This is a genomic window from Brotonthovivens ammoniilytica (genome assembly GCF_025566885.1).
Classification (GTDB): domain Bacteria; phylum Bacillota; class Clostridia; order Lachnospirales; family Lachnospiraceae; genus Brotonthovivens; species Brotonthovivens ammoniilytica.
On record NZ_JAOQJQ010000001.1, the window covers coordinates 289,818 to 314,777 of the forward strand.

General features: G+C 43.0%; 27 protein-coding genes and 1 tRNA gene. 26 read left to right on the forward strand and 2 right to left on the reverse strand.

Going from position 1 to position 24,960, the window contains the following annotated elements; all coding sequences use genetic code 11:
• Positions 1–99 precede the first annotated feature (99 nt).
• The 12 genes from recA (at position 100) to xerD (ending at position 8,861) form a co-directional block, all read left to right on the forward strand.
• Complete coding sequence (gene recA / locus OCV88_RS01340) at positions 100–1,146, forward strand: recombinase RecA (protein ID WP_158423853.1); 1,047 nt, start codon at positions 100–102, stop codon at positions 1,144–1,146.
• Positions 1,147–1,210: 64 nt separating this feature from the next.
• Complete coding sequence (locus OCV88_RS01345; protein ID WP_262590585.1) at positions 1,211–1,795, forward strand: regulatory protein RecX; 585 nt, start codon at positions 1,211–1,213, stop codon at positions 1,793–1,795.
• A 323-nt stretch (positions 1,796–2,118) separates the two neighbouring features.
• On the forward strand, positions 2,119–3,120 hold the full coding sequence (locus OCV88_RS01350) for an SseB family protein (RefSeq protein WP_158423855.1): 1,002 nt from the start codon (positions 2,119–2,121) through the stop codon (positions 3,118–3,120).
• 25 nt (positions 3,121–3,145) lie between these two features.
• Complete coding sequence (locus tag OCV88_RS01355) at positions 3,146–3,379, forward strand: hypothetical protein (protein WP_158423856.1); 234 nt, start codon at positions 3,146–3,148, stop codon at positions 3,377–3,379.
• Positions 3,380–3,664: 285 nt separating this feature from the next.
• On the forward strand, positions 3,665–4,105 hold the full coding sequence (locus OCV88_RS01360; protein ID WP_158423857.1) for a 6-pyruvoyl trahydropterin synthase family protein: 441 nt from the start codon (positions 3,665–3,667) through the stop codon (positions 4,103–4,105).
• Positions 4,098–4,766 (forward strand): putative 7-carboxy-7-deazaguanine synthase QueE, encoded by a 669-nt coding sequence (gene queE, locus OCV88_RS01365; RefSeq protein ID WP_158423858.1) that lies wholly within the window; start codon positions 4,098–4,100, stop codon positions 4,764–4,766. Before OCV88_RS01360 ends, queE begins: the two co-directional genes overlap by 8 nt.
• Positions 4,767–4,779: 13 nt before the next feature.
• Positions 4,780–5,361: a GTP cyclohydrolase I FolE gene (folE, locus tag OCV88_RS01370; protein WP_158423859.1), complete on the forward strand. Its 582-nt coding sequence runs from the start codon at positions 4,780–4,782 to the stop codon at positions 5,359–5,361.
• A gap of 11 nt (positions 5,362–5,372) precedes the next feature.
• Positions 5,373–6,053 carry a 7-cyano-7-deazaguanine synthase QueC gene (gene queC / locus OCV88_RS01375; protein ID WP_158423860.1) on the forward strand — a complete coding sequence of 227 codons (681 nt, stop codon included), beginning with the start codon at positions 5,373–5,375 and terminating at the stop codon, positions 6,051–6,053.
• Positions 6,054–6,066: 13 nt separating this feature from the next.
• Positions 6,067–6,564, forward strand: coding sequence for a preQ(1) synthase (queF, locus tag OCV88_RS01380; protein ID WP_158423861.1), 498 nt, complete (start codon positions 6,067–6,069; stop codon positions 6,562–6,564).
• Between the two features lie 14 nt (positions 6,565–6,578).
• Positions 6,579–7,127 carry an NUDIX hydrolase gene (locus tag OCV88_RS01385; protein ID WP_158423862.1) on the forward strand — a complete coding sequence of 183 codons (549 nt, stop codon included), beginning with the start codon at positions 6,579–6,581 and terminating at the stop codon, positions 7,125–7,127.
• Positions 7,128–7,202: 75 nt separating this feature from the next.
• On the forward strand, positions 7,203–7,835 hold the full coding sequence (locus OCV88_RS01390; RefSeq protein WP_158423863.1) for a hypothetical protein: 633 nt from the start codon (positions 7,203–7,205) through the stop codon (positions 7,833–7,835).
• 141 nt (positions 7,836–7,976) lie between these two features.
• The gene (gene xerD / locus OCV88_RS01395) at positions 7,977–8,861 is read left to right on the forward strand and encodes a site-specific tyrosine recombinase XerD (RefSeq protein ID WP_158423864.1); all 885 of its coding nucleotides are present in this window, start codon (positions 7,977–7,979) and stop codon (positions 8,859–8,861) included.
• A gap of 141 nt (positions 8,862–9,002) precedes the next feature.
• Here xerD and OCV88_RS01400 read toward each other — a convergent pair whose 3' ends face one another.
• Both OCV88_RS01400 and OCV88_RS01405 read right to left on the reverse strand, forming a co-directional pair.
• The gene (locus tag OCV88_RS01400; RefSeq protein WP_158423865.1) at positions 9,003–10,031 is read right to left on the reverse strand and encodes a 3-deoxy-7-phosphoheptulonate synthase; all 1,029 of its coding nucleotides are present in this window, start codon (positions 10,029–10,031) and stop codon (positions 9,003–9,005) included.
• 97 nt (positions 10,032–10,128) lie between these two features.
• Entirely contained in the window at positions 10,129–10,992 is an 864-nt protein-coding gene (locus tag OCV88_RS01405) for a shikimate dehydrogenase (RefSeq protein WP_158423866.1), read from the reverse strand.
• Positions 10,993–11,141: 149 nt separating this feature from the next.
• On the opposite strand from OCV88_RS01405, the gene aroD reads away from it, so the two are divergent.
• The 14 genes from aroD (at position 11,142) to dxs (ending at position 24,901) form a co-directional block, all read left to right on the forward strand.
• On the forward strand, positions 11,142–11,912 hold the full coding sequence (gene aroD / locus OCV88_RS01410) for a type I 3-dehydroquinate dehydratase (RefSeq protein ID WP_158423867.1): 771 nt from the start codon (positions 11,142–11,144) through the stop codon (positions 11,910–11,912).
• Positions 11,913–11,932: 20 nt separating this feature from the next.
• On the forward strand, positions 11,933–12,436 hold the full coding sequence (locus OCV88_RS01415; protein ID WP_158423868.1) for a shikimate kinase: 504 nt from the start codon (positions 11,933–11,935) through the stop codon (positions 12,434–12,436).
• A gap of 148 nt (positions 12,437–12,584) precedes the next feature.
• Positions 12,585–12,656, forward strand: a tRNA-Arg gene (locus OCV88_RS01420).
• Positions 12,657–13,137: 481 nt separating this feature from the next.
• Complete coding sequence (locus OCV88_RS01425; protein ID WP_158423869.1) at positions 13,138–14,535, forward strand: SH3 domain-containing protein; 1,398 nt, start codon at positions 13,138–13,140, stop codon at positions 14,533–14,535.
• 92 nt (positions 14,536–14,627) lie between these two features.
• A complete protein-coding gene (locus OCV88_RS01430) occupies positions 14,628–15,122 on the forward strand; it encodes a hypothetical protein (RefSeq protein ID WP_158423870.1) in 495 nt (164 codons plus the stop codon).
• Between the two features lie 153 nt (positions 15,123–15,275).
• On the forward strand, positions 15,276–16,058 hold the full coding sequence (locus tag OCV88_RS01435; protein ID WP_158423871.1) for a pseudouridine synthase: 783 nt from the start codon (positions 15,276–15,278) through the stop codon (positions 16,056–16,058).
• Positions 16,046–18,052 carry an NAD-dependent DNA ligase LigA gene (ligA, locus tag OCV88_RS01440; RefSeq protein WP_158423872.1) on the forward strand — a complete coding sequence of 669 codons (2,007 nt, stop codon included), beginning with the start codon at positions 16,046–16,048 and terminating at the stop codon, positions 18,050–18,052. Before OCV88_RS01435 ends, ligA begins: the two co-directional genes overlap by 13 nt.
• A gap of 4 nt (positions 18,053–18,056) precedes the next feature.
• A complete protein-coding gene (locus OCV88_RS01445; protein WP_158423873.1) occupies positions 18,057–19,535 on the forward strand; it encodes a chromate transporter in 1,479 nt (492 codons plus the stop codon).
• Positions 19,536–19,692: 157 nt separating this feature from the next.
• Positions 19,693–20,070: an Asp23/Gls24 family envelope stress response protein gene (locus OCV88_RS01450; protein ID WP_158423874.1), complete on the forward strand. Its 378-nt coding sequence runs from the start codon at positions 19,693–19,695 to the stop codon at positions 20,068–20,070.
• A gap of 229 nt (positions 20,071–20,299) precedes the next feature.
• Entirely contained in the window at positions 20,300–20,695 is a 396-nt protein-coding gene (gene nusB / locus OCV88_RS01455; protein WP_158423875.1) for a transcription antitermination factor NusB, read from the forward strand.
• Positions 20,692–21,903, forward strand: a complete 1,212-nt coding sequence (xseA, locus tag OCV88_RS01460) for an exodeoxyribonuclease VII large subunit (protein WP_158423876.1) — start codon at positions 20,692–20,694, stop codon at positions 21,901–21,903. Before nusB ends, xseA begins: the two co-directional genes overlap by 4 nt.
• Positions 21,896–22,117, forward strand: coding sequence for an exodeoxyribonuclease VII small subunit (gene xseB, locus OCV88_RS01465; RefSeq protein WP_158423877.1), 222 nt, complete (start codon positions 21,896–21,898; stop codon positions 22,115–22,117). Before xseA ends, xseB begins: the two co-directional genes overlap by 8 nt.
• A 16-nt stretch (positions 22,118–22,133) precedes the next feature.
• A complete protein-coding gene (locus tag OCV88_RS01470; protein WP_158423878.1) occupies positions 22,134–23,021 on the forward strand; it encodes a polyprenyl synthetase family protein in 888 nt (295 codons plus the stop codon).
• Positions 23,022–23,035: 14 nt separating this feature from the next.
• Positions 23,036–24,901 carry a 1-deoxy-D-xylulose-5-phosphate synthase gene (gene dxs / locus OCV88_RS01475; RefSeq protein ID WP_158423879.1) on the forward strand — a complete coding sequence of 622 codons (1,866 nt, stop codon included), beginning with the start codon at positions 23,036–23,038 and terminating at the stop codon, positions 24,899–24,901.
• Positions 24,902–24,960 lie beyond the last annotated feature (59 nt).

Below are 24,960 nucleotides of genomic sequence, written 5' to 3' on the forward strand. Positions count from 1 at the left end.
GACAAAAAGAAAAGATAAAACTTTGAGTTGACTTTTTTCTGAATCTATAATATATTAGACATAGACAAACGAACATAAGTTCGTATAAGGAGATTAGAAATGGCTAAAGACGATAAATTAAAAGCATTGGATGCTGCAATTTCGCAGATTGAAAAACAATATGGAAAAGGCGCTGTGATGAAGCTTGGGGATTCCGGCGCTGATATGAATGTAGAAACGGTTCCTACAGGGGCGCTGAGTCTTGACATCGCTCTGGGGCTGGGAGGTGTGCCAAGGGGCAGAATTATAGAAGTGTACGGACCGGAGTCCAGCGGTAAGACAACCGTAGCGCTTCACATGGTTGCGGAGGTTCAGAAAAGCGGCGGAATTGCCGGATTTATTGATGCAGAGCACGCACTGGATCCTGTTTATGCCAAGAATATCGGAGTGGATATTGACAATCTGTATATTTCACAGCCGGATAATGGAGAGCAGGCCCTGGAGATTACAGAGACCATGGTGCGTTCCGGTGCGGTTGATATTGTAATTGTGGACTCTGTGGCGGCACTGGTGCCAAAGGCAGAGATCGACGGAGACATGGGTGATTCTCATGTGGGACTTCAGGCCCGTCTGATGTCTCAGGCCCTGCGTAAGCTTACTGCGGTTATCAGCAAGTCCAACTGTATTGTTATTTTTATCAATCAGCTTCGTGAGAAGGTAGGGGTTATGTTTGGCAATCCGGAGACGACTACAGGAGGCCGTGCGTTAAAGTTTTATTCTTCCATCCGTCTGGATGTCAGAAGGATCGAGGCATTGAAGCAGAGTGGTGAGATTGTGGGCAACCGTACAAGGATCAAAGTAGTAAAGAATAAAATTGCTCCGCCATTTAAGGAGGCGGAATTTGATATCATGTTTGGCCAGGGCATTTCAAGAGAAGGAGATATTCTTGATCTAGCGGCAAATATTGGTGTTGTGAACAAATCAGGCGCATGGTATGCCTATAATGAAGAGAAGATTGGACAGGGAAGGGAAAACGCGAAAAACTTTCTGCGTGAGAATCCTGCCATCCGGGATGAGATTGAAGTGAAAGTCCGTGGATTCTATCACTTAAACGGAGGTGAGGAAATTCCTGAGAACGAAGAAGGGGTATCAGAGCAGGAGGTTTAAATGATAGCTGCGCGGCAGATTGTTTGTGAGGCAAAGGAAGATGCTGATTGAAGAGATAACTGTAATGAAAAACGGAAAAGTAAAAATCCGGCTGGAAGATCATATAGAATTCCTGCTTTATAAGTCTGAAGCAGGAAAGTTCCAGCTGAAAGCAGGGGATGAGCTGAAAGAAGAGCAGTGGCTTTACATAAAGACAGAGATACTGCAAAAGCGGGCCAAAAAACGGGCCATGCATCTTCTAGAGAAAATGGACCGTTCGGAAAAGCAGCTTCGGGATAAGCTGAAAGAAGGCATGTATCCTGCAGACGTTATGGACGCAGCTATTGATTATGTGAAATCGTATCATTATATTGATGATGAACGGTACGCAAGAAATTTAATCCGTTATCAGCAGGAGAAAAAAAGCCGTCTTCAGATGAAAATGGATCTGCTTAAGAGAGGTATTTCTTCCGAAATCATAGACAATGCCATGGAGGAAGAATGTCAGGTTTCTTCTGAAGATCTGATTTTAAAGCTGTTAGAGAAAAAAGGATACCAGCGGGGATGCACGGATGACTCACAGCGCAGAAAAATTTATAATTTTTTACTTCGCAAAGGATTTCGCAGTGATGAAATCAGCCGATGTATGGGGCTGCACCAATATGATTAGAAATGGCCGGGAGGATTCCCGGTTATTTCTATATCGGTTCGGTGAAACAGAAAAAATCCGTGCTGGTGCGCATCAACAGTATTTTTTGTTCCGGCTCCGTGTTTTTTTGCACAAAGTGCTTTTGCTTTTCCGGAAAAATGAAACTTCCATAAATTCATTGTACAAGTAACCGGAAATTATGCTATAATAACTCAGGAATTTACCTAATCTGCAGATATTTTTGTTTTATGGAGCCGGATTGGATTTTAAACCTGGAACCGGCGGGATATTTGCAGATGGTTCTTATAAATAAGAGATCACTTTGATGATATAGGGGATATAATATGGAGAAAAAATATTTAAATCCGGAAGTATTAGAACTGGATAATCAGAAGCTAGAAGAGGCCATGAAGGTTTATATGGAAGCAAAGACACCTGAGAGCCTTGTAGATTTTATAAAGGCGTTAAAAGATGCGAAATTTTTAGTGCCCGTTGATTTTCCCAAAAAGATTGACCCGGCAGTTATGGAAAAAATGAAAAACAAAGAACGGTTAAAACCGGAAGAGCTTCCAAGAATGATGCCGGTTCTTGTTGTAAATAAAGACGGTGTCAGATTTGCCCCGGCTTTTACGGCTAAGGAACATCTGCCTGAAAATCATAAATATAATGTTATTATGACTGTGGATTTTGTAGCGGTGCTTCAGGTGGCAAATGCCAAAGACACAAATACCAGAGGGATTTTGATTAATCCGGGAAGTACAAAGCTGATTTTAAATCCGAAACTTTTGACTTTGATGGAAAAAGTAGTGAAAGGGATGTCTGTGGAAGATGCACTAAAAGAAGCAGGCGCGGCAGAAAGTGGTGAGAAAAAGGAAATCCGTATGACGCCGGAGCAGTTTCATGTATTTATCCGGAGAAATGTAGAGGTTGGTCTGCTTCCAAAGCTGGCTTTTCAGGAAAAGGGAAAGTTTATGGAGCGCATCTCAAAGGACCGGGAGCTGGCGGTGATGAATATTTATAAGAGCCTGTATAAAGACCAGGCGCCGTTTCCGTATACGGAAGATGATTTTGATATTATGGATTTAGAGATCAGCGATACATTATCAGTGACAGCTATAGGGCTTCCGGAGAAAAATCTTGCCCCGGGAATCTGCCAGAGCGTTTATCTGGTATGGAATCCACAGACAGATGAAGTACAGTATTATACCATTGAAAAAACAAAGGATGCAGATGATAATAAACTAGGCTGTGTAACTTTGGAAGGAAAATACGAAATTATAGGCGATGCACCGGCACATGGAAGTGAACTGTACGGCATTATAGAGATGTTAGAAGCCCAGAATTAATACAATAAAGAAGAGGTATACGATTATGATAAATCCAATGAAATTGATTCAGTTAAAACCAATGTGGGGAAAATTTCAGAAAAATCATCCTAAGTTCCGGCAGTTTTTTTCTGCGGCCGCTAAATCCGGTGTAAAGGAAGGAAGCGTAATATCCATTTCCATAAAAACAACAGAGGGGAAAGAACTCTCCACAAATGTGAAACTTACCAAAGAAGATATGGAGATGATTCACACAATTTCAGAAATGGTAAGAAGCTAAATAACTGACAGTTCGTTTGTACCATCCTGTCATTAAATAAAACCAGGACTACCAATTTATGAGAGATCGTAAAGGCCGCAGTCTGTTCTGCGGCTTTTTTTACTCTATAGGAAATACCATGTTGTGATAAAGCTGAAAAGTGCCGATTCCTATAGAGCAAAAAACGCTCCGCTGATGCTCGCACTGCGGCGGAGTGGAATCATGTCGCAAAAGCGACCCGCCGCAGGCGGAGAATGTGCTTTGCACATTCTTTTTTAAACAGTTGAATAGATTGAGAGGAAATTTATGTATATATTAAAGACAGAACAAAGTTTTGATTCGGCCCATTTTTTATATGGGTATGAAGGAAAATGCAGAAATCTCCATGGTCACAGATGGCGTGTGGTGGCAGAGATCTGTGCCGATACGCTGCAGCCACAAGGCCAGCTGAAAGGAATGGTGACAGACTTTGGAGATATAAAGAAGGATTTGCAGGAGCTGGCAGATTTTTATGATCATGCCTTGATTGCAGAAGAGGGGACGCTAAAGCCGGCTACAAAAGAGGCTTTCAAGGAGGAAGGCTTTCGGATTATCTGGGTGCCCTTCCGCCCTACAGCAGAAAATTTTTCCAGACATTTTTATGAGCTGTTAAAGGAAAAGGGATATCAGATGCATGCGGTATCTGTATATGAGACGCCAAATAATTGTGCCGTATACTGTGAGCAGAAAGAGAGGCAGAATGGCTAATTATAAAGTAGTAGAAATATTCAGCAGTATTAATGGAGAGGGTAAACGGGCCGGCCAGCTGGCAGTGTTTATCCGGATGCAGGGCTGTAATTTAAACTGCAGATATTGTGATACTGCATGGGCCAATGAAGAAGACTGCCGGTATCACTGGACTTCCACAGAAGAAATACTGGAACTGATTCACAGTATGGGGATTAAAAATGTTACAATTACAGGAGGGGAACCTCTGCTGCAAAAGGATATTGGCGTATTATTAGAAAATCTGGCAGAAGAAAAGGAACTGCATGTTGAGATTGAAACAAATGGAAGTGTTGATTTAAAACCGTTTCTTGCAATGGAAAACAGACCTTCTTTTACCATGGATTATAAGCTGCCGGGCAGTGAAATGGAAGCTCATATGCTGACGGAAAATTTTAGCTGTCTGGATCAGAGAGACACGGTAAAGTTTGTTGTGGCTGGCTGGGAAGATCTTGTGAGAGCCAAAGCGGTTATTGAACAGTTTGATCTGACAAAACAATGCAGTGTCTATTTAAGTCCTGTATACGGAGAAATAGACCTGGAAGAGATCGTGTATTTTATGAAACGAAATTGTATGAATGGAGTGACGATGCAGCTGCAGATGCATAAAATTATCTGGGATCCACAGCTGCGGGGCGTATAGAGGAGAGTGCAGAATGGCAATTGATCAAAAGGCAGTAGAAGAGCATATTAAAGGTCTGCTGGCAGCCCTTGGAGATAACCCAGACAGAGAGGGGCTGAAGGATACGCCTAAGCGAGTGGCCCGGATGTATGCGGAAGTGTTTGAGGGAATGAATTATACCAACCATGAGATTGCGCAGATGTTTGACAAAACCTTTGAAGAAGATCTGACTTTTTCGCGGGAAAACAGTGATTTTGTAATTGTAAAAGATATAGATATTTTCAGTTACTGCGAGCATCACATGGCTTTGATGTATGACATGAAGGTTACGGTGGCCTATGTTCCAAGAGGAAAGGTGATAGGCCTCAGCAAAATAGCCAGAATCGCAGATATGGTGTCAAAACGTCTGCAGTTACAGGAGCGGATTGGAACAGATATTGCGGAGATTATACAGGAAGTAACCGGTTCCGAGGATGTGGCGGTACTGATTGAAGGATGTCACAGCTGCATGACTGCTAGAGGAATTAAAAAAACGGATGCAAAAACATATACAAGTACACTCAGGGGCAGATTTCAGACAGATGTTATGCTTCAGATGAGACTAAATGTAAAATAAGAGGATAAAAAATGAGAGCACTGGTATTATTCAGCGGAGGCGTGGACAGTACAACCTGTCTGGCTCTGGCAGTAGAAAAATATGGAAAAGAAAATGTTACAGCTCTGTCCGTGTCATACGGGCAGAAACATGTAAAAGAAATTGAAGCATCTAAAAAGATTGCGGAATATTATGAGGTTGAGCATCTGTACCTGGACCTGGGGGAGATTTTTGAATACAGCGACTGTTCCCTGTTATCTCATTCGGAGCGGGAAATACCTGAGGAATCCTATGCAGAGCAGATAGAAAAAAGTGGCGGTAAGCCGGTGTCCACATACGTACCATTTCGAAACGGACTGTTTTTATCAAGTGCTGCAAGTATTGCCTTATCCAGAAACTGCAGTGTTATTTATTACGGGGCCCACAGTGATGATGCGGCGGGCAGCGCCTATCCAGACTGCTCTGAGGCGTTCAACCGGGCTATGGGCGAAGCCATTTATCTGGGAAGCGGAAAACAGGTGGCTATTGAGGCGCCCTTTGTGAACGTTTCCAAAGCACAGATTGTGAAGACGGGGCTTGCCCTTAAGGTGCCCTATGAACTGACCTGGAGCTGCTATGAGGGAGCAGAGCATCCCTGCGGTGTCTGCGGGACGTGTCTGGACCGGGCACGGGCTTTTGAAGAAAACGGGATCAGCGATCCAGCAGGGATTTAACAGGAGGTATTTTATGACAGGAAGAAATCAGGAAGAAGTAAAGGGAATTACACTCCTTGGAAATCAGGGAACGGCTTATCCGGATGATTATGCTCCGCAGGTACTTGAGACATTTGTAAACAAACATCCCAACCATGATTATTTTGTGAAGTTTAACTGCCCGGAGTTTACAAGTCTGTGCCCCATTACCGGCCAGCCGGATTTTGCGGCAATTACAATTTCTTATGTGCCTGGAGAGCGGATGGTGGAGAGTAAATCCTTAAAACTGTACCTGTTTAGTTTCCGCAATCACGGAGATTTTCATGAGGACTGTATGAACATTATTATGAATGATCTGATACGTCTTATGGATCCTAAATATATCGAGGTATGGGGAAAGTTTACTCCAAGAGGAGGGATTTCTATTGACCCCTACTGCAATTATGGAAAACCGGGAACAAGATGGGAAGAAGTGGCATGGAACAGGCTGGCCAATCATGATCTGTATCCGGAAAAAATAGACAACCGATGAGAGGTCTGTAAAATATGGAAAAAGCAGAAAGAATTGACAGAGTTTTAAAATACCGGGGAGCGATTCTGGACTTTTATGATGATTTGATGGAGCTTCCGGACGGCTCTGTGTCCCACTGGGATTATATTGAACACAGAAACGGCGCTGCAGCAGTACTGCCTGTTCTTTCTGACGGCAGAATTTTAATGGTCCGCCAGTACCGGAATGCGTTAAACCGGGAGATGTTAGAGCTTCCTGCGGGAGCTAAAGACGGAAGAACTGAACCATCTGAGGCTTGTGCGGCCAGAGAACTAGAAGAAGAGACCGGCTACCGGGCCGGGAAAATGGAAAAGCTGATTACAGTCTGCACAACGGGAGCGTTTTGTAATGAGTCCATCGAGATCTATCTGGCAACAGAGCTGATAAAAACCCATCAACAGCTTGATAGGGATGAATTTCTTCAGGTGGAGATCTGGGATCTTCCTACACTGTGCCATAAGATCTTTACCCAGGAAATTACGGATGCAAAAACAGTATCAGGTATTCTGGCCTATAAATGCAGAATGGAACATTCCCATATCTAAATATTGTAAATAATTTTCTCAGACAGGCATATGCTGTTATAGGAGAAGTCTTATTTCAGAAAGGATTGTGTCTGTATGGAAAGTTATCAACACGATGTTTATACATATGTACAAAAGTATCCGTCAAAAATTTCAGCGGCCCTTATTTACCGCCTGCTGTTTTTCGGGTGCTTTTTTGCTGCTATATTACTTGCCAATATTGGGTGGAAAAGCGAGGCGTCCTGGATCGGCTATTTAAACGAGAACAGTTTTATTCAACAGATGGCAGGTACAGGCCAGATAGAAAGCCACATGGCATTGATTTTAAAACAAAGACTGCCTTACTGGCTGATTTTAGTCTGCTTTAGCCAGACCGTTCCCGGGCTTATTTATGCGGGAGTGTTTGCGGGCTGGCAGGGGATTTCCTTTGGCTTCATTTTTTCTGCTATGCTGGCGCGGTATGGGATTCGGGGAATTGCAGTTTTTGCAGGAATGTGTTTTCCTCAATTTTTGATTTATCTTGTAAGTTTTATTCTGATGTACCGGCTGATGTTGATGTACCGGAGAGGGAAACAGGAACAGATTGGCAGGGGCGGCAGTATGACCGTACAGAAAAAAGTGGTTTATCTTGTGTTTTGTGTGATTTTATCAGCAGTATTCTTGTGCGGCATATTTGCGGAAAATTATGTAAACCCATACATATTAAATCAAATTGTAAAAATACTGTAATCATATTGTAATTAAGTTAATTAGTATTTGATTTTATGTAAAATAGCACTTATAATAGACCTGACTGGTATTTTTAGGTCAGGTGGAGTGTGAAGGTCATATTTTCACTGATTTTTAAGGTAAAATGGAGTAATTGAGTTCATGGAAAGTTATATTCGGGAATTTGCCGGGTATTTACAGGAGGTAAAGCAGAAGTCGAAAAATACGCAGCTTTCTTATGCCCGGGATTTAAAAAAACTGAATATGTATTGTACGGCCAGGGGAATCAGGTCTGTTTCGCTGATTACAGAAGATATTTTGGATGAATATTTAGAACATCTGCAGCAGGACGGAATGAAACCGGCGACAATCTCGCGGAATATTGCTTCTGTGAAGGCCTTTTTTTTGTATCTGCTGGAAACAAAGGCAGTAGACTATGACCCCGCTCTTAAGCTAAAGGCTCCTAAAATAGAAAAAAAAGTACCGGTAATTTTGTCTATGGATGAGACGGTACGGCTGTTAGAGCAGCCATCCGGCAGCAGTCCGAAGGAATTAAGGGACCGGGCTATGCTGGAACTGCTTTATGCAACGGGTATCCGCGTCAGTGAATTGATTTCTTTAAAGGTTTCTGATTTGAACCTTCAGCTTCAATATATGGTCTGCAGGGACTTAAACAAGGAACGGATGATTCCTTTTGGAGATGTGGCAAAAGATGCGGTAAAGAAGTATCTGAAATCCGGCAGGCCCAAATTAGTAAACAATGAAGATACAGATGTATTGTTTACCAATTGTTCCGGTCATGCCATGAGCCGCCAGGGGTTTTGGAAACTCATCAAAGGATACGGGAAACTGGCGGGGATTGATGGCGAGCTGACGCCCCACACGCTCAGACACTCTTTTGCGGCCCACCTTGTAAGCAATGGTGCAGATCTGCATTCTGTGCAGGAGATGCTTGGGCATTCTGATATTTCTACTACTCAGATCTATGCCAATATGGCCAGGACAAAGCTGCAGGAAGAATATAAAAAAGCTCATCCCAGGGGATGACAGAACAAAATAAAATGTTAGTATTTATGAATGAGAAAAGGAACCTGCCAGCCGGTTTTTCCGGTATCAGCGGGTTCCTTTTTGATGCTCTTAATCAGAGTCAGCAATAGATTTACTATAAAATTTTCTGATGAATGAATATCAGGTATGGTCTGCAATATAGTACAGGAGTTCTTCGGTTTCCTTCCAGCCAAGACAAGGATCTGTAATAGACTTTCCATAAATGTGCTCCCCGATTTTCTGCGAGCCGGGTTCGATATAGCTTTCAATCATCAGGCCTTTCACCATATTGTGAATTTCTGTGCTTTCCGTTCTGTTGTGCAGAATTTCTTTTACAATGCGTACCTGCTGGGCGTACTGTTTGTTTGAGTTAGAATGATTCGCGTCAATGACGCAGGCAGGATTTACCAGTTCCATTTCATGATACATTTCTATAAGTCTGCGGATATCCTCATAGTGATAGTTGGGTTTGTTATTTCCAAAAGCATCCACGGCGCCTCTGAGCACAACGTGGGCCAGAGGATTTCCGGTTGTATTTACTTCGTATCCCCGATAGACAAACTGATGTGCATGCTGTGAAGCATAGACGGAATTTAACATAACGGAAAAATCGCCGCTGGTTGGATTTTTCATGCCTGAGGCCACATCAAATCCGCTGACAGTCAGCCGGTGGTGCTGATCCTCTACAGAGCGTGCTCCGATTGCAACATAGGAGAGAAGATCTTCTACATAGCCCCAGTTTTCCGGATACAGCATTTCATCTGCGGCAGACAGCCCGGTTTCCTGAAAAATGCGCAGATGCATTTTCCGCATGGCAATGAGGCCTGCCAGCATATCAGGCTGTTTTTCCGGGTCAGGCTGAGAGGCAATTCCCTTGTAGCCGGCTCCTGTGGTACGGGGTTTATTTGTGTATACCCTGGGTATAATCATTAATTTTTCTTTGGTTTTTTCCTGAATATCCACCAGCCGCAGAGTATAGTCGCAGACGGCGTCCTCATTATCTGCGGAGCAGGGGCCGATAATCACAAGAAATTTATCAGACTGGCTTTTTAAAATATCGGCAATTTCAGCGTCTCTAGACGCTTTTATTTTTTTTAGATGATCAGAAAGCGGATAATCCTTTTTGATCTCTTCCGGTGTGGGAAGTTTTTTCATAAATGTAAAGCTCATGTTCATGTCCCTTCTTTATCAAATTAGTTATAATCAATGGTTGTGCCGTATTGGCAGTGTGAAAATAATGGATGTCTGGTCTGACAGCCTGATCTGTTCAGCTGAAAAATTTCTGCCGGATTTGTTCTACCGGCATTTCCCTGCCGGTCCAGCAGGTAAATGCAGCGGCTCCCTGATAGAGCAGCATATATAAACCGTTAAAGGTATCGCAGCCGGATTGTCTGGCCCTCTCCATAAGTCTGGTAGTGCGTGGATTATAGATGATATCACAGACTGCTGTCTGGGGCGGCAGAATCACTTCATGGGAAATGGGGCAGCCCTCCGGTGCAGGCTCCATTCCTGCATTTGTGGCATTAACAAGCAGAGCGCTTGTTTTAAGCATCTGGTTTAACAAAGAAGTGTCGGCAATATCACAGACTGTAATCTGACAGCCGGTGTGCCTGCTTACTTTATTGGCGAAGGCCACAGTTTTAGCGAAAGCCTGCTCCTTATTTCTTCTGAAAATTGTAATTTTTCTGACACCGTCTAACGCAGCCTGAGTACAGATCGCTTTGGCAGCGCCTCCTGCTCCAAGAAGTGTAATCTGTTTTCCGATAATAGTATGCCCGGCAGCTTTCACAGAACGCATGAAACCAACGCCGTCTGTAGTATGTCCGATCAGCCGCCCGTTTTCATTGATTACGGTGTTGCAGGCGCCGGAGAGATTAGCTGCCGGCGTAAGCTCGTCTACCAGTGGAAGGATAGCAGTTTTATGGGGCATAGTTAGATTGAAACCCCGGACACCAAGTGCTCTTAAACCTTCCACAGCCGTTTTTAGCTGCGCTTCTCCTATATCAAACGCCAGATAGGCATAATCAAGACCCAGAAGACGAAAGGCTTCATTGTGCATCTGAGGTGAGATGCTGTGAGAAACCGGACTGCCAAGCAGCCCCGTCAAAATAGTGGTTCCTGTAATATTCATAATGTTTTTGTTATACCTTTCATAACTTATTTGTAAATAATATCATAGTCTGAATGAAAAAAAATGTCAATGGCTTGCGTCATTAATCTGGATATTATATACTTATTTGCAATGGAAATCCAGAGATTAGGAGAAAAAAGGGAAATCATATGAGAAAAGAAATCCGGATAAAAGGGATTACCCTGGGGCAGGGCAGACCGGTTGTCTGTGTTCCTGTAGTAGAAACAGAAAAAGATCAGATTATAAAAAAGATAAAAGAACTGACAGAAAAAAAGGTTCAGATGATTGAATGGCGCTCAGATACATTTTTGGGAAATACAGATCCAAAGCAGGTGCAGGAGATTTTAGAAGAAATCCGTCCTATGCTGGGGGAAACCATATTTTTGTTTACTTTTCGGACCAGACAGCAGGGAGGCTGCAGTGATCTAGAAGAAAAGAAAATTTTGTATCTGAATGAGCTGGCTGCCAAATCCGGCTGTGCAGATCTGATTGATCTGGAATTTTTTGAGGCCAGCCGGCCGGAAAAAGAAATCCGAAGATTTCAGCGTATGGGGGTAAAGGTGATTGCATCCCATCACGATTTTTCAGATACTCCTGATGAAAGGATTATGAGGATGCTCATGGAGCAGATGGAAGCCGGGGGTGCAGATATTGCAAAGCTGGCCGTAATGCCAAAGTCGCCGGAGGATGTATTAAGGCTGCTTGAGCTTACCTTTGACATAAAAGTAAAGTATCCGGATTTACCTGTTGTGACAATGGCTATGGGGCCTTATGGAGTTATCAGCAGAATCAGCGGAGAATTTTTTGGCTCCTGTATTACCTTTGGGGCTGCCGGAAAGGTTTCGGCTCCCGGACAGATACAGGCGGATGCATTAAACCAGATTCTGGATGTACTCCACGAAAGTCTGATACAGGCATAGCAGAACAAAAGGACATAAAAATGAAGAAACATATATATTTAATTGGATTTATGGGGACAGGAAAAAGCACTGTGTCTAAAGAACTAAAAAAACTGCTGGGCTGGGAAGAAGTAGAAATGGATGAAGAAATTGCCAGGAGCTGCGGCATGTCAATCCCGGAAATATTTGAAACATATGGAGAAGCCTATTTCAGGGAACAGGAAACGGCGTGTATTGTAAGCATTTCCAAAACAGATAGTTCCATTGTTTCCTGCGGCGGCGGAGCAGTCTTAAGGGAGGAAAATGTCAAGCTGATGAAAGAAAGCGGACAGATTATTCTGCTGACGGCTCGTCCGGATACCGTGTATCACAGAGTGAAACATGGAAAAGACCGTCCTCTTTTAAAGGACCGGATGAGTATTTCGGGAATTTCCCAGCTGATGGAACAAAGGAGCGGGGTCTATGAAAAATCCTGTGATAAAATGGTATCCACCGACGGAAAAACCCCATTAGAAATTGCACAGGAAATTGCAGAAAAGCTGTAGGTGCAGGCGTATTCAATTTCCCCTGAGAGATTCTTTGTTTAAAAATTAAAAATTATTTTGCTTTTTTTGAAAGCTTGTGGTAAAATAAGAAGCGCTGAATGACAGAATTTGGATGTTATCCCCTTTAAAGTTGTTCAGTCGTATATTCGCAACCGTAGTCTAACGGATAGAACACAGGACTCCGACTCCTGTAATGTGGGTTCGATTCCCGCCGGTTGCATTTAGATGAAGGGTCGTTGAGCATGTTTAGATGGTTTCAATGATTCTTTTTTTGCTCTCTAGGAAATACCGTGTTGTGATAAAGCTGAAAAGTACCGATTCCTATAGAGCAAAAAAACGCTCCGCTTTTGATCGCACTGCGGTAGAATGGAGTCATGTCGCAAAAGCGACCCGCCGCAGGCAAAGAATGTGCTTTGCACATTCTTTTTCATATCATAGAAATTTACGTCTTACGAAATTTGCCAGAAATTGGTATAACAGGAAATATTCCTATGGATATAAAATCAGAATGCTTCTGGACGAATATTTGTCACTATGGTATTATGGTGTGTGTTAAACAATATGAAAACGCAAGATTTCATATGCAGATTTATAGAGTGAATACTAGTTTTGGAACACCTTTTACATATTAAAAGGGGGCAGCAGCATATCCGGAAGAGTTCTCCGGGCTGCTTTTTTAGCTTTTAAGGAGGTAGGCCTGAATGTCAGATAAAAAAGAAGAAAAAAAGATATTAGATGAGGATCTTGTATTTGTAGATGAGGAATCAGTAAAAGATAAGTCGAAAATGGCGGATGTATCTGCTGCGGAGGATAAAAATGTAAAATGGAAAAAAACAAGGCGCAGAACATCAGATTCCATGGAGATTCAGCGGGATAAATCTATTGACTTTTGCAGAAAATATATACACATAATAGGAATTGCCGTTCTGGTAGTGGTAGTTGCTATTGCGGCCATTGTTGTGGCAGTGAAAAAACACAGCGGTCCGAAAGGAGCACCGGCAGTCACAGAAAGTTCAGAACAAAGCTATGAATTAAATGAGCATAAAGATATTAATGAATTAATTGAAAACTATTTTACCGCTTACGCGGCGGGTGATACCGATGAGCTGATGAATTATGCATATCCGGTTACGGATAAGGAAAAGAGCTATATCAAGCTGTACAGTGAATACGTGGACAAGTTTGAAAACATTAACTGTTATACAAAATCCGGAGACGATGCGGGAACCTATATAGTATCCGTATACACAGCCGTTAAATTTAAAGACATTAAAACAGCCGCTCCCGGATTATATTTCTTTTATGTAAAAACAGATGACAGTGGAAAAGTATATATTGATAACGTATACAGTGCGTACAATTTGAATTATCAGGAACTAGAACAGGATTCAGAAACATCGGCTATGATCGGCAGGTACGAAGAGACAAAGGATACTCAGGATTTGATAAGCCAGACACAGGCGCAGTACGATAAAGCGGTAGAAAAAGATGCTGATCTGAAAAAGCTGGTAGAAGAGACCATTCCGGCAGCTGTTTCTAACTGGGCGCAGGAGCTTGAAAAAGACGATACAGAGGCTCAGCAGGAGGAACAAAAGAAGCAAGAAGAGGAGCAGAAAAAACAGGAAGAAGAAAAGCAGAAACAGGAAGAAGAGCAGAAAAAGCAGGAAGCTGCAAAGAAAGAAAAGGCAGTAAATGAAAAGGTATATGCAACAGATAATATTAACATCCGCAAGTCAGCCAGTACAAAAGCGGATACCGTTGGCTCGGCTCTTTATGGAGCAGAAATGACCCGGGTTGCAGTTTTAGACAGCGGATGGAGCAAAGTAAAAACCGGAAATATAACCGGCTATGTGAAATCGGAGTTTATTTCCACGAAAAAACCTGCTGCAAAGACCGGTTCCCTGACTCCAGGGAAAAAGATTTATCTGCAGGATACGGTAAATGTCAGATCTGCTATGAGTGAAGGCTCTGACCGGGTTGGTGTGGCTTATTCCGGAGAAACAGTTACAGTAGTGGAAAGCTATGCACAGGGCTGGACAAAAGTAAATTGGAACGGTAAAGTAGGATATATAAAAACAGATGTACTTGCCGGGATGTAAAGTAAAAACAGCGGGATATCTTATGAACAGATATCCTGCTTTTTGATTAGAAAAAGAGGGAAAGGTTCATACTATTAGAAAAGGAGAATGGTATGAACAGGCAGGATGAACAGCAGGTATTAAAACAGGTGTATAAAGACGCAAGTCAGGCAGCAAAAGAGATTGAACAGGGATTGGCAAAAATTTTGGATGAAGAGCTTAGTCTAGAAATGAATCTGTTTTTGGAACAGTGGAAGCTGTTTGCAAAAAAGGCGGAAAAACGAATAGATACAGATGTTCTGGACAACTCAAAGCTTGCAACAGATCAATCAGAGATCTGGAAGGCTGTAATGAGAAAGAACCTGGAGGAACAGCAGGAAACAAAGCTGACAGATCTAGAAGACATAAAAATAGAAAAACAAAGGATATCCAAAGTGCCGGATGAGCAGCTGGTACAAAGGCTTATAGATCAAAACCAGAAGACTTCAGATCATTTGAAATATGTGATTCATGAATGGAAAGAAGCGGGACTTTATGCCACGGAGCTGGCAAAGGAGATCATAGATTTTGAGGAAGCTGCGGCAAAGAAGCTGAAAATTTATTTATAAAAGCCGCTGGTGTGTATCAGCGGAGGTCTTTAAAGCGGCAGGATTCTTTTTTTGCCTTATTCTTTATAATTTTACCGGAATATGTTAGAATATCACCGTTGTCAAATTTTAGAGACGCAGATATTGCAGAAATTGAATAACAGGGGATAGAGGATGAATCAGAACGGAACTGAAAATGGGATCAGAATTAATAAGTATCTCAGTGAAGCAGGGATTTGCTCTAGACGTGAGGCAGATAGACAGATCGAGGCCGGAAATGTAACAATTGATGGAAAAACGGCACGGATAGGAGACCGGGTGATAGACGGACAGACAGTTTATCTTGGCGGCAGGCCTGTGCAGAAGGAAGAGGAAAAGATTCTTTTGGCGGTTTATAAACCCAGAGGCATTGTCTGTACTTCTCAGAAAAAAGAAAGAAATAATATTGTAGATTTTGTCGGATATTCCAAACGCATTTATCCGGTGGGAAGACTGGATAAAGATTCCGAGGGGCTGATTTTGATGACTAATCAGGGGGCTCTGGTGAATAAAATTATGCGCGCGGGAAATATGCATGAGAAAGAATATATTGTAGAGGTTCATAAAGAGATAACACCGGATTTTATTCAGGGAATGGCAAATGGCGTATATTTAAAAGAGCTGGATGTTACCACAAGAAGATGTAAAATCAGTCAGACAGGAAAAAGGCAGTTTACCATTGTGCTTACGCAGGGATATAACCGTCAGATTCGCAGAATGTGCCAGGTTTTTTCATATCGTGTAGTCAGCCTGAAACGGGTTCGGATTATGAACATCCATCTGGGCGGCTTAAAGCCCGGAGCTTATCGGAAAGTAACAAAAGAAGAGTATCAGGTGCTAATGAATCTGACAAAACATTCTTCTCAGACAACGGTAATAAACGAATGGGCTGGAGGCGGCAGAACATGGAGAAAATAGAAGCAGACCAGAAGTATCTGGAAGAGTTAAAAAAGAAAATAGAATACCACAGTAATCTTTACTATAATATGGACGCGCCAAAGATCAGTGATTACGAGTATGATATGCTGATGCAGCAATTAAAGCAGATTGAAAAAGAGCATCCTGACTGGATTACACAAGATTCTCCCACACAGAAAGTGGGGGGCAGTGCGAAACGGACCGCAGGGGTTTTAGTACGGCATAACGTTCCCATGCTCAGCCTGCAGGATGTATTTCAGAAAGAAGATGTTTATGAATTTGTGGAGGAGATGCAGGAAAAGCTTGAGGAGCCGGAGTTTGTAGTTGAATACAAAATAGACGGTCTTTCTATGGCACTGCGGTATGAGGACGGCCAGCTGAAACTGGCTGTTACCAGAGGGGATGGTGTGTTTCAGGGGGAAGACGTTACTGCCAATGCCAAGGTTATTAAAGATGTGAAATGCAGGCTAAAGCACCCGGTTGCGTATATAGAAGTCCGGGGTGAAGTATACATGAAAAATGAAGACTTTGAAAGGGTAAATGAGCAGCAGGAGCTTCTTGGCAAAAAGAAATTCGCAAATCCCAGAAACTGTGCGGCGGGGACCTTGCGTCAGCTGGAAAGTAAAGTGACCAGGGAACGAGGCCTTTCCATGTTTGTGTTTAACATCCAGGAGATACGGGGAGCTGAATTTAAAACCCATACAGAAGGGTATGAGTTTTTAAAGTCCAATCAGATACCTGTTATAGAGGATTATACCGTCTGCAAAACAGCGGATGAAGTCTGGAATGCCATTGAAAGAATTGGAGACAGCAGAGGCAGACTGCCATATGATATCGACGGAGCGGTGGTAAAGATCAACAGTCTGGCAGACCGGGAACTTCTTGGGGCCACTTCTAAAGTTCCAAGGTGGGCGGTTGCTTATAAGTATCCTCCGGAAGAAAAGGAGACCAAAATTCTGGACATTGAATTGTCAGTAGGAAGGACCGGGCGGATTACGCCTACTGCGGTGTTTGAGCCGGTACGTCTGTGTGGAACCAGTGTATCCAGAGCAACCCTTCATAATCAGGATTTTATTAATGAACTGGATGTGGGAATTGGAGATACCGTTGTTGTCTATAAATCAGGAGAGATTATTCCTAAAATCAAAGAAGTAATTAAAGAAAAGCGGATGCCGGGAGTGGTGCGTTTTCAGATTCCGGATTTATGTCCTGTCTGTGGCTCTCATACTGTCCGGGAGCAGGATACAGCGGATATACGCTGTACGTCTCCGGACTGCCCTGCGCAGAAAGAACGGCATATTATTAATTTTGTGGGCAGAGATGCCATGGATATTAAAGGATTTGGAGCCGCTTATGTGGAAGAACTGGTAAAACAGGGATATTTAAAGGACATTGCAGATATTTATGAGCTGAAAAACTACAGAGAAGAACTAATTGAAAAGGGGCTCATCGGAAAAGAAAAAAATACAGATAAACTTCTGGATATGATTGAAAAATCAAAGCAGAATGAGGCCTTCCAGCTTTTTACAGGTTTTGGCATTCCCAATATCGGGAAAGCGGCGGCAAAATCGGTATTGAAATATTTCAAATCTATTGACAGGGTGTCAGATGCTTCCGAAGAAGAGCTGCAGCAGGTAAATGATGTGGGTGCTGTCAGCGCCGCTGCTATCCGGGAATTTTTTCAGAAAGAATCAAACCGGCGGATGTTAAAACGGCTGAAAGATGCGGGGGTTAATATGCAGATAAAAGAGGATGACACACCGCAGCTTTTAGAGGGAAAGGCAATTGTAGTAACAGGAACTCTTCCGGGACTTGGACGCCGGGAAGCTGTTGAATTAATTGAAAAATACGGCGGCAAGGCTTCTGGTTCTGTATCCAAAAAGACGGACTATGTGCTGGCCGGAGAGAATGCAGGAAGTAAATTGGTAAAAGCACAGCAGCTTGGAATCCCGGTAATTACAGAAGAACAGTTTATAGAAATGATTGGAAAATAGCAGTATGACAGAGCATACAAAGAAAGAGAAAAAGAGCGGAAAGATGGGAAAGCTTCTTTCTGTTATGTTTAAAACTGGGTGTATCGGTTTCGGAGGCGGCAGCGCGCTGATTCCGGTCATAGAAGAAGAGGCAGTTTCAGAATACCAGCTGATTGACGAAAATGAATATAATAAAGATGTTATCGTTGCAAATATTACACCAGGAGCACTTCCTGTGGAAATTGCGGCAGGAATCGGCAGAAAAGTCAATGGTATCCGAGGTATGATTCTGGCGGCAGTTTTGATGGCCGTTCCCGGAACATTTTTAACTGTGGCCATTATATCTATGATTAATAAATCAAGTTCCGGACTGCTGCAGCAGATTTTATTTGCGTCAGCGGGAGTCACGGCATATATTATTTTCATGCTGATTGAATATGCCAAAGGAACCTTTCGGGAGTGCAGAATAAACAGAAATGCCAGGAGCGGGATGTTTTTTCTGGCGGCGGTATTTCTGGCTACCAGCGGAAAGGAATTGTTTCAGATTTTTCAGCTGGATGCAACTCCTGTATTTGATATATCTACTATTCAGATTCTGGCCATGACCTTTTTTGTTATCTTTTTTACAAGAGGAAAAATGACCCGGGTGAATACTGTGATATCGGCGGCAGTTGTTGTTTTATATATGCTTTGCGTGGGAAAGGCGCATTTGATTTCTGCTGTCTGGTTTCGGAGTGTTCTACAGATTTTAATGATTGTTCTGGCCCTTTTCGGGCTCTCAAGAAGCCTGAAAGGCAGAATGCAGTTTTCCTTAAGATCCTTTAAAAAGCTTTTGGCGGAAGAAGTTTCCTGGTTTTTGTTTTTGATTATTTTATCTATTCCGGCGTTTATTCTCTGTAAAGACACGCTTTTGTTTGCGGGAAAAGGACTGCTGTCAGCGGTTTTATCCTTTGGGGGAGGAGACGCATATCTTGCTATTGCTGACGGCATGTTTGTCAATACGGATATGATCAGCTATTCTGACTTTTATCAAAAAATTGCAGCTTCGGCAAATGCTCTGCCAGGTTCCATACTCTGTAAGGTTTTAGCGGGAATCGGATACGTTATCGGATACGGAGCTGAAAATAATATGCTGGCGGGGTTTGCGCTGGCTCTCTGCGGATTTGCCTGCAGTGTGGCAGCATCCGGCGGGACATTTTCAGCAGCGATGTACATATATGAGAGATTTGAAAATCTTGATATTTTTTACATGATAAAAATATATATCCGCCCGATTGTAGCCGGTCTGCTGTTAAGTGTCAGCGCTTCTATGCTTTATCAGAACATGGAAATTGCTGCTGAAAATAGCTGGCCCTTCTGGCCTGTGCTGCTTCTTACCGGAGGTATTTATCTTGGAAATCTGTGGTGGAAAAAGAGAGGGAAGGTCCGGCCGATCTTTATGGTTCTGCTTTCTGCAGGTATATCTCTTGGAGCATGTAATCTGCTGGGGCTCTGGCTTGGTTAAACTTCCGGATAAAGTGTATTTACAGAGCAGAGGTTCAGTGAAAAAGTAGATTCTGGGTGCCCCTTTGGGGAAAAGATGAGATTGTAATCTTTTCAAATATAGTGAATTTTGCTATAATAGACAAAAGTATGAGAAATAACAATGAGGAGGTAGCATTGTGACTGACGATAGAAAAGGATATAAGATCAGAGAGGACAATCTTGGAGAAATTCAGATTGCAGATGAAGTGGTTGCTATTATTGCGGGACTGGCTGCAACTGAAGTGGAAGGTGTCAGCTCAATGGCTGGAAATATAACAAATGATCTGGTAAGCCGTCTTGGAATGAAGAATCTTTCTAAAGGGGTGCGTATCTCAATGAACAGCAATGTAGTATCCGTAGATCTTGCAATCAATATTGCATATGGATATGAAATTCCGGTTGTGTCCGAAAAAGTTCAGGACCGTGTGAAAACCGCTATTGAAAATATGACGGGGCTGGAAGTGGACAAAGTTAATATCCGGATTGCACAGGTAGATATGAAAGCGGAAAAATAAGATAGGCCAGATGTGCGGCAATTAGGAGAAGAAACATGTTATAAAAACGGATCCGGATTGTGTATAAAGCATACAGGAATGAATCTTAAATTTCAGGGTGCTGTTTTGCCGGCACCCTGCTTTACATATTCAGAAGAAATACGTTTGGTGCGGCATTCTGTGGCAGATCGTATCTGTGGTACAGCGCCGTTATGGTAATAATAAATTAAGAAACTCCCGGAGGAAAAGAATGAGTCGAAGAGAAATCAGGGAACAGATTTTTAAAATGCTGTTCCGGGTGGAATTTTACACCCAGGAGGAACTGCCGGAGCAGATAGAGCTGTTTAAGGAAGATCTTGAAAATATCAGCCCGGCGGATCTTTTGTACATTGAAAATAAAATAACTAAAATCAAAGAAGTTCTGGATACCATTGATGAGGCTGTAAATGAAGCTGCAGAAAAATGGAAAACTTCCCGTATGGCCAAGGTAGATTTAACGATTATCCGGCTGGCCGTATATGAAATGCGTTATGATGAGGAAATACCGGTTTCCGTGGCCATTAATGAGGCGGTAGAGCTGGCAAAGAAATTTGGAACAGACGAATCGGCCGGATTTGTCAATGGTATTCTGGCCAAGTTAGTATGACAAAAAATATTTATTCGGTAAAACAGGTAAATACCTATATTAAAAATATGTTCGCCCAGGACTTTATGATGAATCATATTTATGTCCGGGGTGAGATTTCCAACTGCAAATATCATACATCCGGGCATATTTATTTTACTATGAAGGACGAAACAGGGACCTTAAGTGCTGTGATGTTTTCTGGCAGCAGAAAAATGGGACTGGGATTTCGGATGAAAGAAGGGGACAAGGTAGTTGTTCTTGGAGCTGTCCGGGTATATGAAAGAGACGGAAAGTATCAGCTGTATGCGGAGAGCATTATACTGGAAGGCGCCGGTCTTTTATATCAGAAATATGAGCAGTTAAAACAGGAATTGGAAGAGATGGGGATGTTTGCGGAAGAATATAAACAGCCAATCCCCTCTTATCCGCGTACCGTTGGAGTTGTCACAGCGCCCACCGGGGCTGCAGTACGGGATATCCAGAATATTGCATCCAGAAGAAACCCCTGCGTCCAGCTTGTGCTGTATCCGGCCCAGGTTCAGGGCGAAGGTGCGGCACAGAGTATTGTAAAAGGAATCCGTGCCCTGGAAGATTACGGTGTGGATGTTATGATTGTAGGCCGGGGAGGTGGCTCTATTGAAGATCTATGGGCTTTTAATGAGGAGATCGTTGCAAGGGCCATCTTTGAGTGCAGAGTACCGATTATTTCAGCGGTGGGGCATGAAACGGATACAACTATTGCTGATTATGCTGCAGATCTGCGTGCACCTACACCATCTGCGGCAGCAGAACTTGCTGTCTTTGATCTGCGGGGGATACTTGCGGAGCTTGACACAAAGAAAATGCATTTAAACTGCGCTATGGTACGGCGATTGGAGCAGACAGCAGGGATTCTGGAACAATATCGAACCAGGCTGAATTATTATAACCCTCAAAATCAGCTTCAGGAAAAACGTCAGATTTGTGATGAATTAAAAGAACGTCTCAGCTGGCGTATGGAGCGGCTCCTAAAAGACAGAAAGCATAAGCTTCAGATGTATGCTTCCCTTCTTGACGGCCTGTCGCCTCTTAAGAAAATAAGCGGGGGCTGCGCTTTAGTAACAGACAGAAACGGCAGACTGATACAGACTGTGGGAGAACTGCAGCCGGGAGACCAGATCGCGCTGAGAATGAAGGATGGGGAAGCGTCAGCCCAAATTACAGAAAGGTCAGTGACAAATGAGTGAAAAAGAGCACCAGGAGATTTCTCTTGAGGAAATGTTTCATCAGCTGGATGAGATGATAGAACAAATGGAACAGGATCAGCTTCCTTTGGATCAGGCTTTTGCCATGTATGAAAGCGGATTGAAAAAATTAAAACAGTGTAATGAAAAACTGGATATAATAGAAAAGAAAATGCTGGAACTGAACCAGAATGGTGAGACGGTTCCGTTTCAATAGAGTTTGAGGTTAGGCCATGGAAATCAGACAGGAAATTGCCATCCACACAAGTCAGGTGGAGGACATAATTAAAAAATACCTTCCAAAAGAAGAAGGATATCAGAAAACAGTGATAGAGGCTATGAATTACAGTTTTCTCTCCGGGGGGAAGCGGCTGCGTCCCATGCTGCTTTTGGAGACTTACCGGATGTTCGGGGGGCGTTCTGAGATTGTGGAGCCTTTTATGGCTGCCATAGAGATGATTCATACGTATTCCCTGATACATGATGATCTCCCGGCTATGGATAATGATGATTATAGAAGAGGGCGCAGGACGACTCATGTGGTATATGGCGAAGCTATGGCAATTTTAGCAGGGGACGGACTGTTAAATCTTGCGTATGAGACAGCTGTAGAGGCTCTTTTTAAGGATCCGGGAAATCTAAGGACGGGAAAGGCCCTTAGGATTCTTGCCGGCCGGGCAGGGATTTACGGCATGGTGGGCGGTCAGACAGTAGATGTGGAACATGAGGGTAAAGCGTTAGATAAAGAGAAACTGGACTTTATTTATGAATTAAAAACCGGAGCTTTGATAGAAGCATCTATGCTGATTGGCGCAATCCTTGCAGGGGCAACCAAGGGGGAACAGGAAACGGTACTGCGGATTGCCAAAAATATCGGGATTGCATTTCAGATTCAGGATGATATTCTGGATGTGACCAGTACGGTAGAAGTACTTGGAAAGCCCATTGGAAGTGATGAGAAAAATGAAAAGGTAACATATGTTACATTAGAAGGGATTGAAAAGGCGAAGCGGGATGTGCAGCATCTGATGAATGATGCGTTAGACCTGATGGATTCACTGGTTGTGAAAAATGAATTTTTAGGCAGACTGCTTTTATACCTGATGGATCGTGAAAAATAATAAAGGAAAGTAAAATGGCAATTTTAGATAAAATAAATCAGATGAATGATATCAAGGATTTAAACAGCCAGGAGTTAAATCTGCTGGCAGAGGAAATCCGCCAGTTTCTGGTTGAGCACATTTCCGTTACAGGAGGGCATCTGGCCTCTAATCTGGGAGCGGTGGAACTTACAATGGCGCTTCATTTAATCTGTAATTTTCCCAAGGACAAATTGATCTGGGATGTAGGCCACCAGTCCTATACCCATAAAATTCTCACGGGAAGAAAGAATGCATTTGATACATTAAGACAGTTTGGAGGTTTAAGCGGTTTTCCGAAACGTTCGGAAAGTGCCTGCGACAGCTTTAATACCGGCCACAGTTCTACCTCCATTTCTGCAGGACTTGGTTTTGCGGAGGCCAGAGAGATTCTGGGAGAGGATTATAAAGTGATTTCTGTAATTGGCGACGGGGCATTTACCGGCGGCATGGCTTATGAGGCATTAAATAATGCTTCCAGGTTAAAAACAAATTTTATTATTGTTTTAAATGATAATAAAATGTCTATTTCGGAAAACGTCGGAGGGTTTTCCACACATCTTGCGGCTCTGCGCACAGCGGAAGCTTATCAGGATTTTAAATCCGGCGTGCATTCTTCATTAAATAAACTGCCTTACGGGGACCGCGTGATACGCAGAATACAGAAAACAAAAAGCAGTTTGAAACAGCTTTTAATTCCGGGCATGATGTTTGAAAATCTCGGAGTTACTTATCTTGGGCCCGTGGACGGACATAATATTGAGGATATGCTTCGGATTATGCGGGAGGCCGTGAAAGTAAACGGAGCGGTGGTTGTACATGTTCTGACGGAAAAAGGAAAAGGCTATACGCCGGCAGAGCGTTATCCTGCAAAGTTTCATGGAACAGCGGCTTTTGATATTGAAAGCGGACAACTGAAAAAAGTAAAGGAAAAAGCAGATTATACAGATGTTTTTTCTTCCGTAATGAAAAAAATAGGAGACCAGGACCCTTCTGTGGTGGCGGTGACGGCTGCCATGGCGGATGGCACTGGATTAAAGCGTTTTCGCAATGCGTTTCCAGACCGTTTTTTTGATGTTGGAATTGCAGAGGGGCATGCAGTTACTTTTTCGGCAGGACTTGCAGCACAGGGGTTAAAACCGGTATTTGCCGTATATTCTTCTTTTTTACAGAGGGGATTTGACCAGATTGTCCATGATGTCTGTATGCAGAAGCTGCCGGTTACATTTGCCATAGACCGGGCAGGACTGGTAGGGGCGGATGGAGAGACCCATCAGGGAATTTTTGATTTGTCTTATTTGTCCATGATGCCGGGAATGACGGTGATGGCGCCTAAAAATAAGTGGGAGCTTGCGGCAATGCTGAGATGGGCTGTGAATTTTGAGGGCCCTGTTGCTCTGCGCTATTCCAGAGGCCAGGCCTATGAGGGGCTTAAAAATTATCATCAGAAAATTGCTCTTGGAAAAAGTGAGAAAATATATGATGAGAGCCAGATTGCATTGTTTGCCGTGGGGAATATGATGGAGACAGCAGTAAAAGTGCATGATCTGTTAAAAGAGAGAGGTTATGACTGTACGCTGGTAAATGCACGGTTTGTGAAGCCTCTGGATACAGAAATGCTTTTTGAGACAGCCAGGGAGCATCTGATGATTGCAACACTGGAGGATAATGTAATCAAAGGCGGATACGGGGAGTCTGTGATGGCTGCTTTGCAGCAGGCCGGTATTCAGACGAAGGTGGAAATGTTTGGAATTAGAGACTGTTTTGTGGAGCAGGGAAGTGTAGAACAGCTTCGCAGAGCCATCGGCCTTGATGCTGAATCAGTAACAGAGCAGATTATTCGGGGGTTTGATCAGATTTAGGCAGGTAATTTCAGGAGAAACAGGTTTCTCCTGTCACAAATAGAAAAGGAAGAAAAGAC

What these genes read in the sequence shown, in the direction of transcription:
- OCV88_RS01350 (WP_158423855.1), top strand. Translation starts at nt 2,119, where the DNA reads ATGGAGAAAAAATATTTAAATCCGGAAGTATTAGAACTGGATAATCAG.
- queE (WP_158423858.1), top strand. Translation starts at nt 4,098, where the DNA reads ATGGCTAATTATAAAGTAGTAGAAATATTCAGCAGTATTAATGGAGAG.
- OCV88_RS01355 (WP_158423856.1), top strand. Translation starts at nt 3,146, where the DNA reads ATGATAAATCCAATGAAATTGATTCAGTTAAAACCAATGTGGGGAAAA.
- OCV88_RS01360 (WP_158423857.1), top strand. Translation starts at nt 3,665, where the DNA reads ATGTATATATTAAAGACAGAACAAAGTTTTGATTCGGCCCATTTTTTA.
- aroD (WP_158423867.1), top strand. Translation starts at nt 11,142, where the DNA reads ATGAGAAAAGAAATCCGGATAAAAGGGATTACCCTGGGGCAGGGCAGA.
- OCV88_RS01390 (WP_158423863.1), top strand. Translation starts at nt 7,203, where the DNA reads ATGGAAAGTTATCAACACGATGTTTATACATATGTACAAAAGTATCCG.
- OCV88_RS01425 (WP_158423869.1), top strand. Translation starts at nt 13,138, where the DNA reads ATGTCAGATAAAAAAGAAGAAAAAAAGATATTAGATGAGGATCTTGTA.
- recA (WP_158423853.1), top strand. Translation starts at nt 100, where the DNA reads ATGGCTAAAGACGATAAATTAAAAGCATTGGATGCTGCAATTTCGCAG.
- OCV88_RS01470 (WP_158423878.1), top strand. Translation starts at nt 22,134, where the DNA reads ATGGAAATCAGACAGGAAATTGCCATCCACACAAGTCAGGTGGAGGAC.
- folE (WP_158423859.1), top strand. Translation starts at nt 4,780, where the DNA reads ATGGCAATTGATCAAAAGGCAGTAGAAGAGCATATTAAAGGTCTGCTG.
- queF (WP_158423861.1), top strand. Translation starts at nt 6,067, where the DNA reads ATGACAGGAAGAAATCAGGAAGAAGTAAAGGGAATTACACTCCTTGGA.
- OCV88_RS01385 (WP_158423862.1), top strand. Translation starts at nt 6,579, where the DNA reads ATGGAAAAAGCAGAAAGAATTGACAGAGTTTTAAAATACCGGGGAGCG.
- nusB (WP_158423875.1), top strand. Translation starts at nt 20,300, where the DNA reads ATGAGTCGAAGAGAAATCAGGGAACAGATTTTTAAAATGCTGTTCCGG.
- xseB (WP_158423877.1), top strand. Translation starts at nt 21,896, where the DNA reads ATGAGTGAAAAAGAGCACCAGGAGATTTCTCTTGAGGAAATGTTTCAT.
- OCV88_RS01405 (WP_158423866.1), bottom strand. Translation starts at nt 10,992, where the DNA reads ATGAATATTACAGGAACCACTATTTTGACGGGGCTGCTTGGCAGTCCG.
- OCV88_RS01445 (WP_158423873.1), top strand. Translation starts at nt 18,057, where the DNA reads ATGACAGAGCATACAAAGAAAGAGAAAAAGAGCGGAAAGATGGGAAAG.
- OCV88_RS01430 (WP_158423870.1), top strand. Translation starts at nt 14,628, where the DNA reads ATGAACAGGCAGGATGAACAGCAGGTATTAAAACAGGTGTATAAAGAC.
- OCV88_RS01400 (WP_158423865.1), bottom strand. Translation starts at nt 10,031, where the DNA reads ATGAGCTTTACATTTATGAAAAAACTTCCCACACCGGAAGAGATCAAA.
- OCV88_RS01435 (WP_158423871.1), top strand. Translation starts at nt 15,276, where the DNA reads ATGAATCAGAACGGAACTGAAAATGGGATCAGAATTAATAAGTATCTC.
- xseA (WP_158423876.1), top strand. Translation starts at nt 20,692, where the DNA reads ATGACAAAAAATATTTATTCGGTAAAACAGGTAAATACCTATATTAAA.
- queC (WP_158423860.1), top strand. Translation starts at nt 5,373, where the DNA reads ATGAGAGCACTGGTATTATTCAGCGGAGGCGTGGACAGTACAACCTGT.
- OCV88_RS01415 (WP_158423868.1), top strand. Translation starts at nt 11,933, where the DNA reads ATGAAGAAACATATATATTTAATTGGATTTATGGGGACAGGAAAAAGC.
- OCV88_RS01345 (WP_262590585.1), top strand. Translation starts at nt 1,211, where the DNA reads ATGAAAAACGGAAAAGTAAAAATCCGGCTGGAAGATCATATAGAATTC.
- dxs (WP_158423879.1), top strand. Translation starts at nt 23,036, where the DNA reads ATGGCAATTTTAGATAAAATAAATCAGATGAATGATATCAAGGATTTA.
- ligA (WP_158423872.1), top strand. Translation starts at nt 16,046, where the DNA reads ATGGAGAAAATAGAAGCAGACCAGAAGTATCTGGAAGAGTTAAAAAAG.
- xerD (WP_158423864.1), top strand. Translation starts at nt 7,977, where the DNA reads ATGGAAAGTTATATTCGGGAATTTGCCGGGTATTTACAGGAGGTAAAG.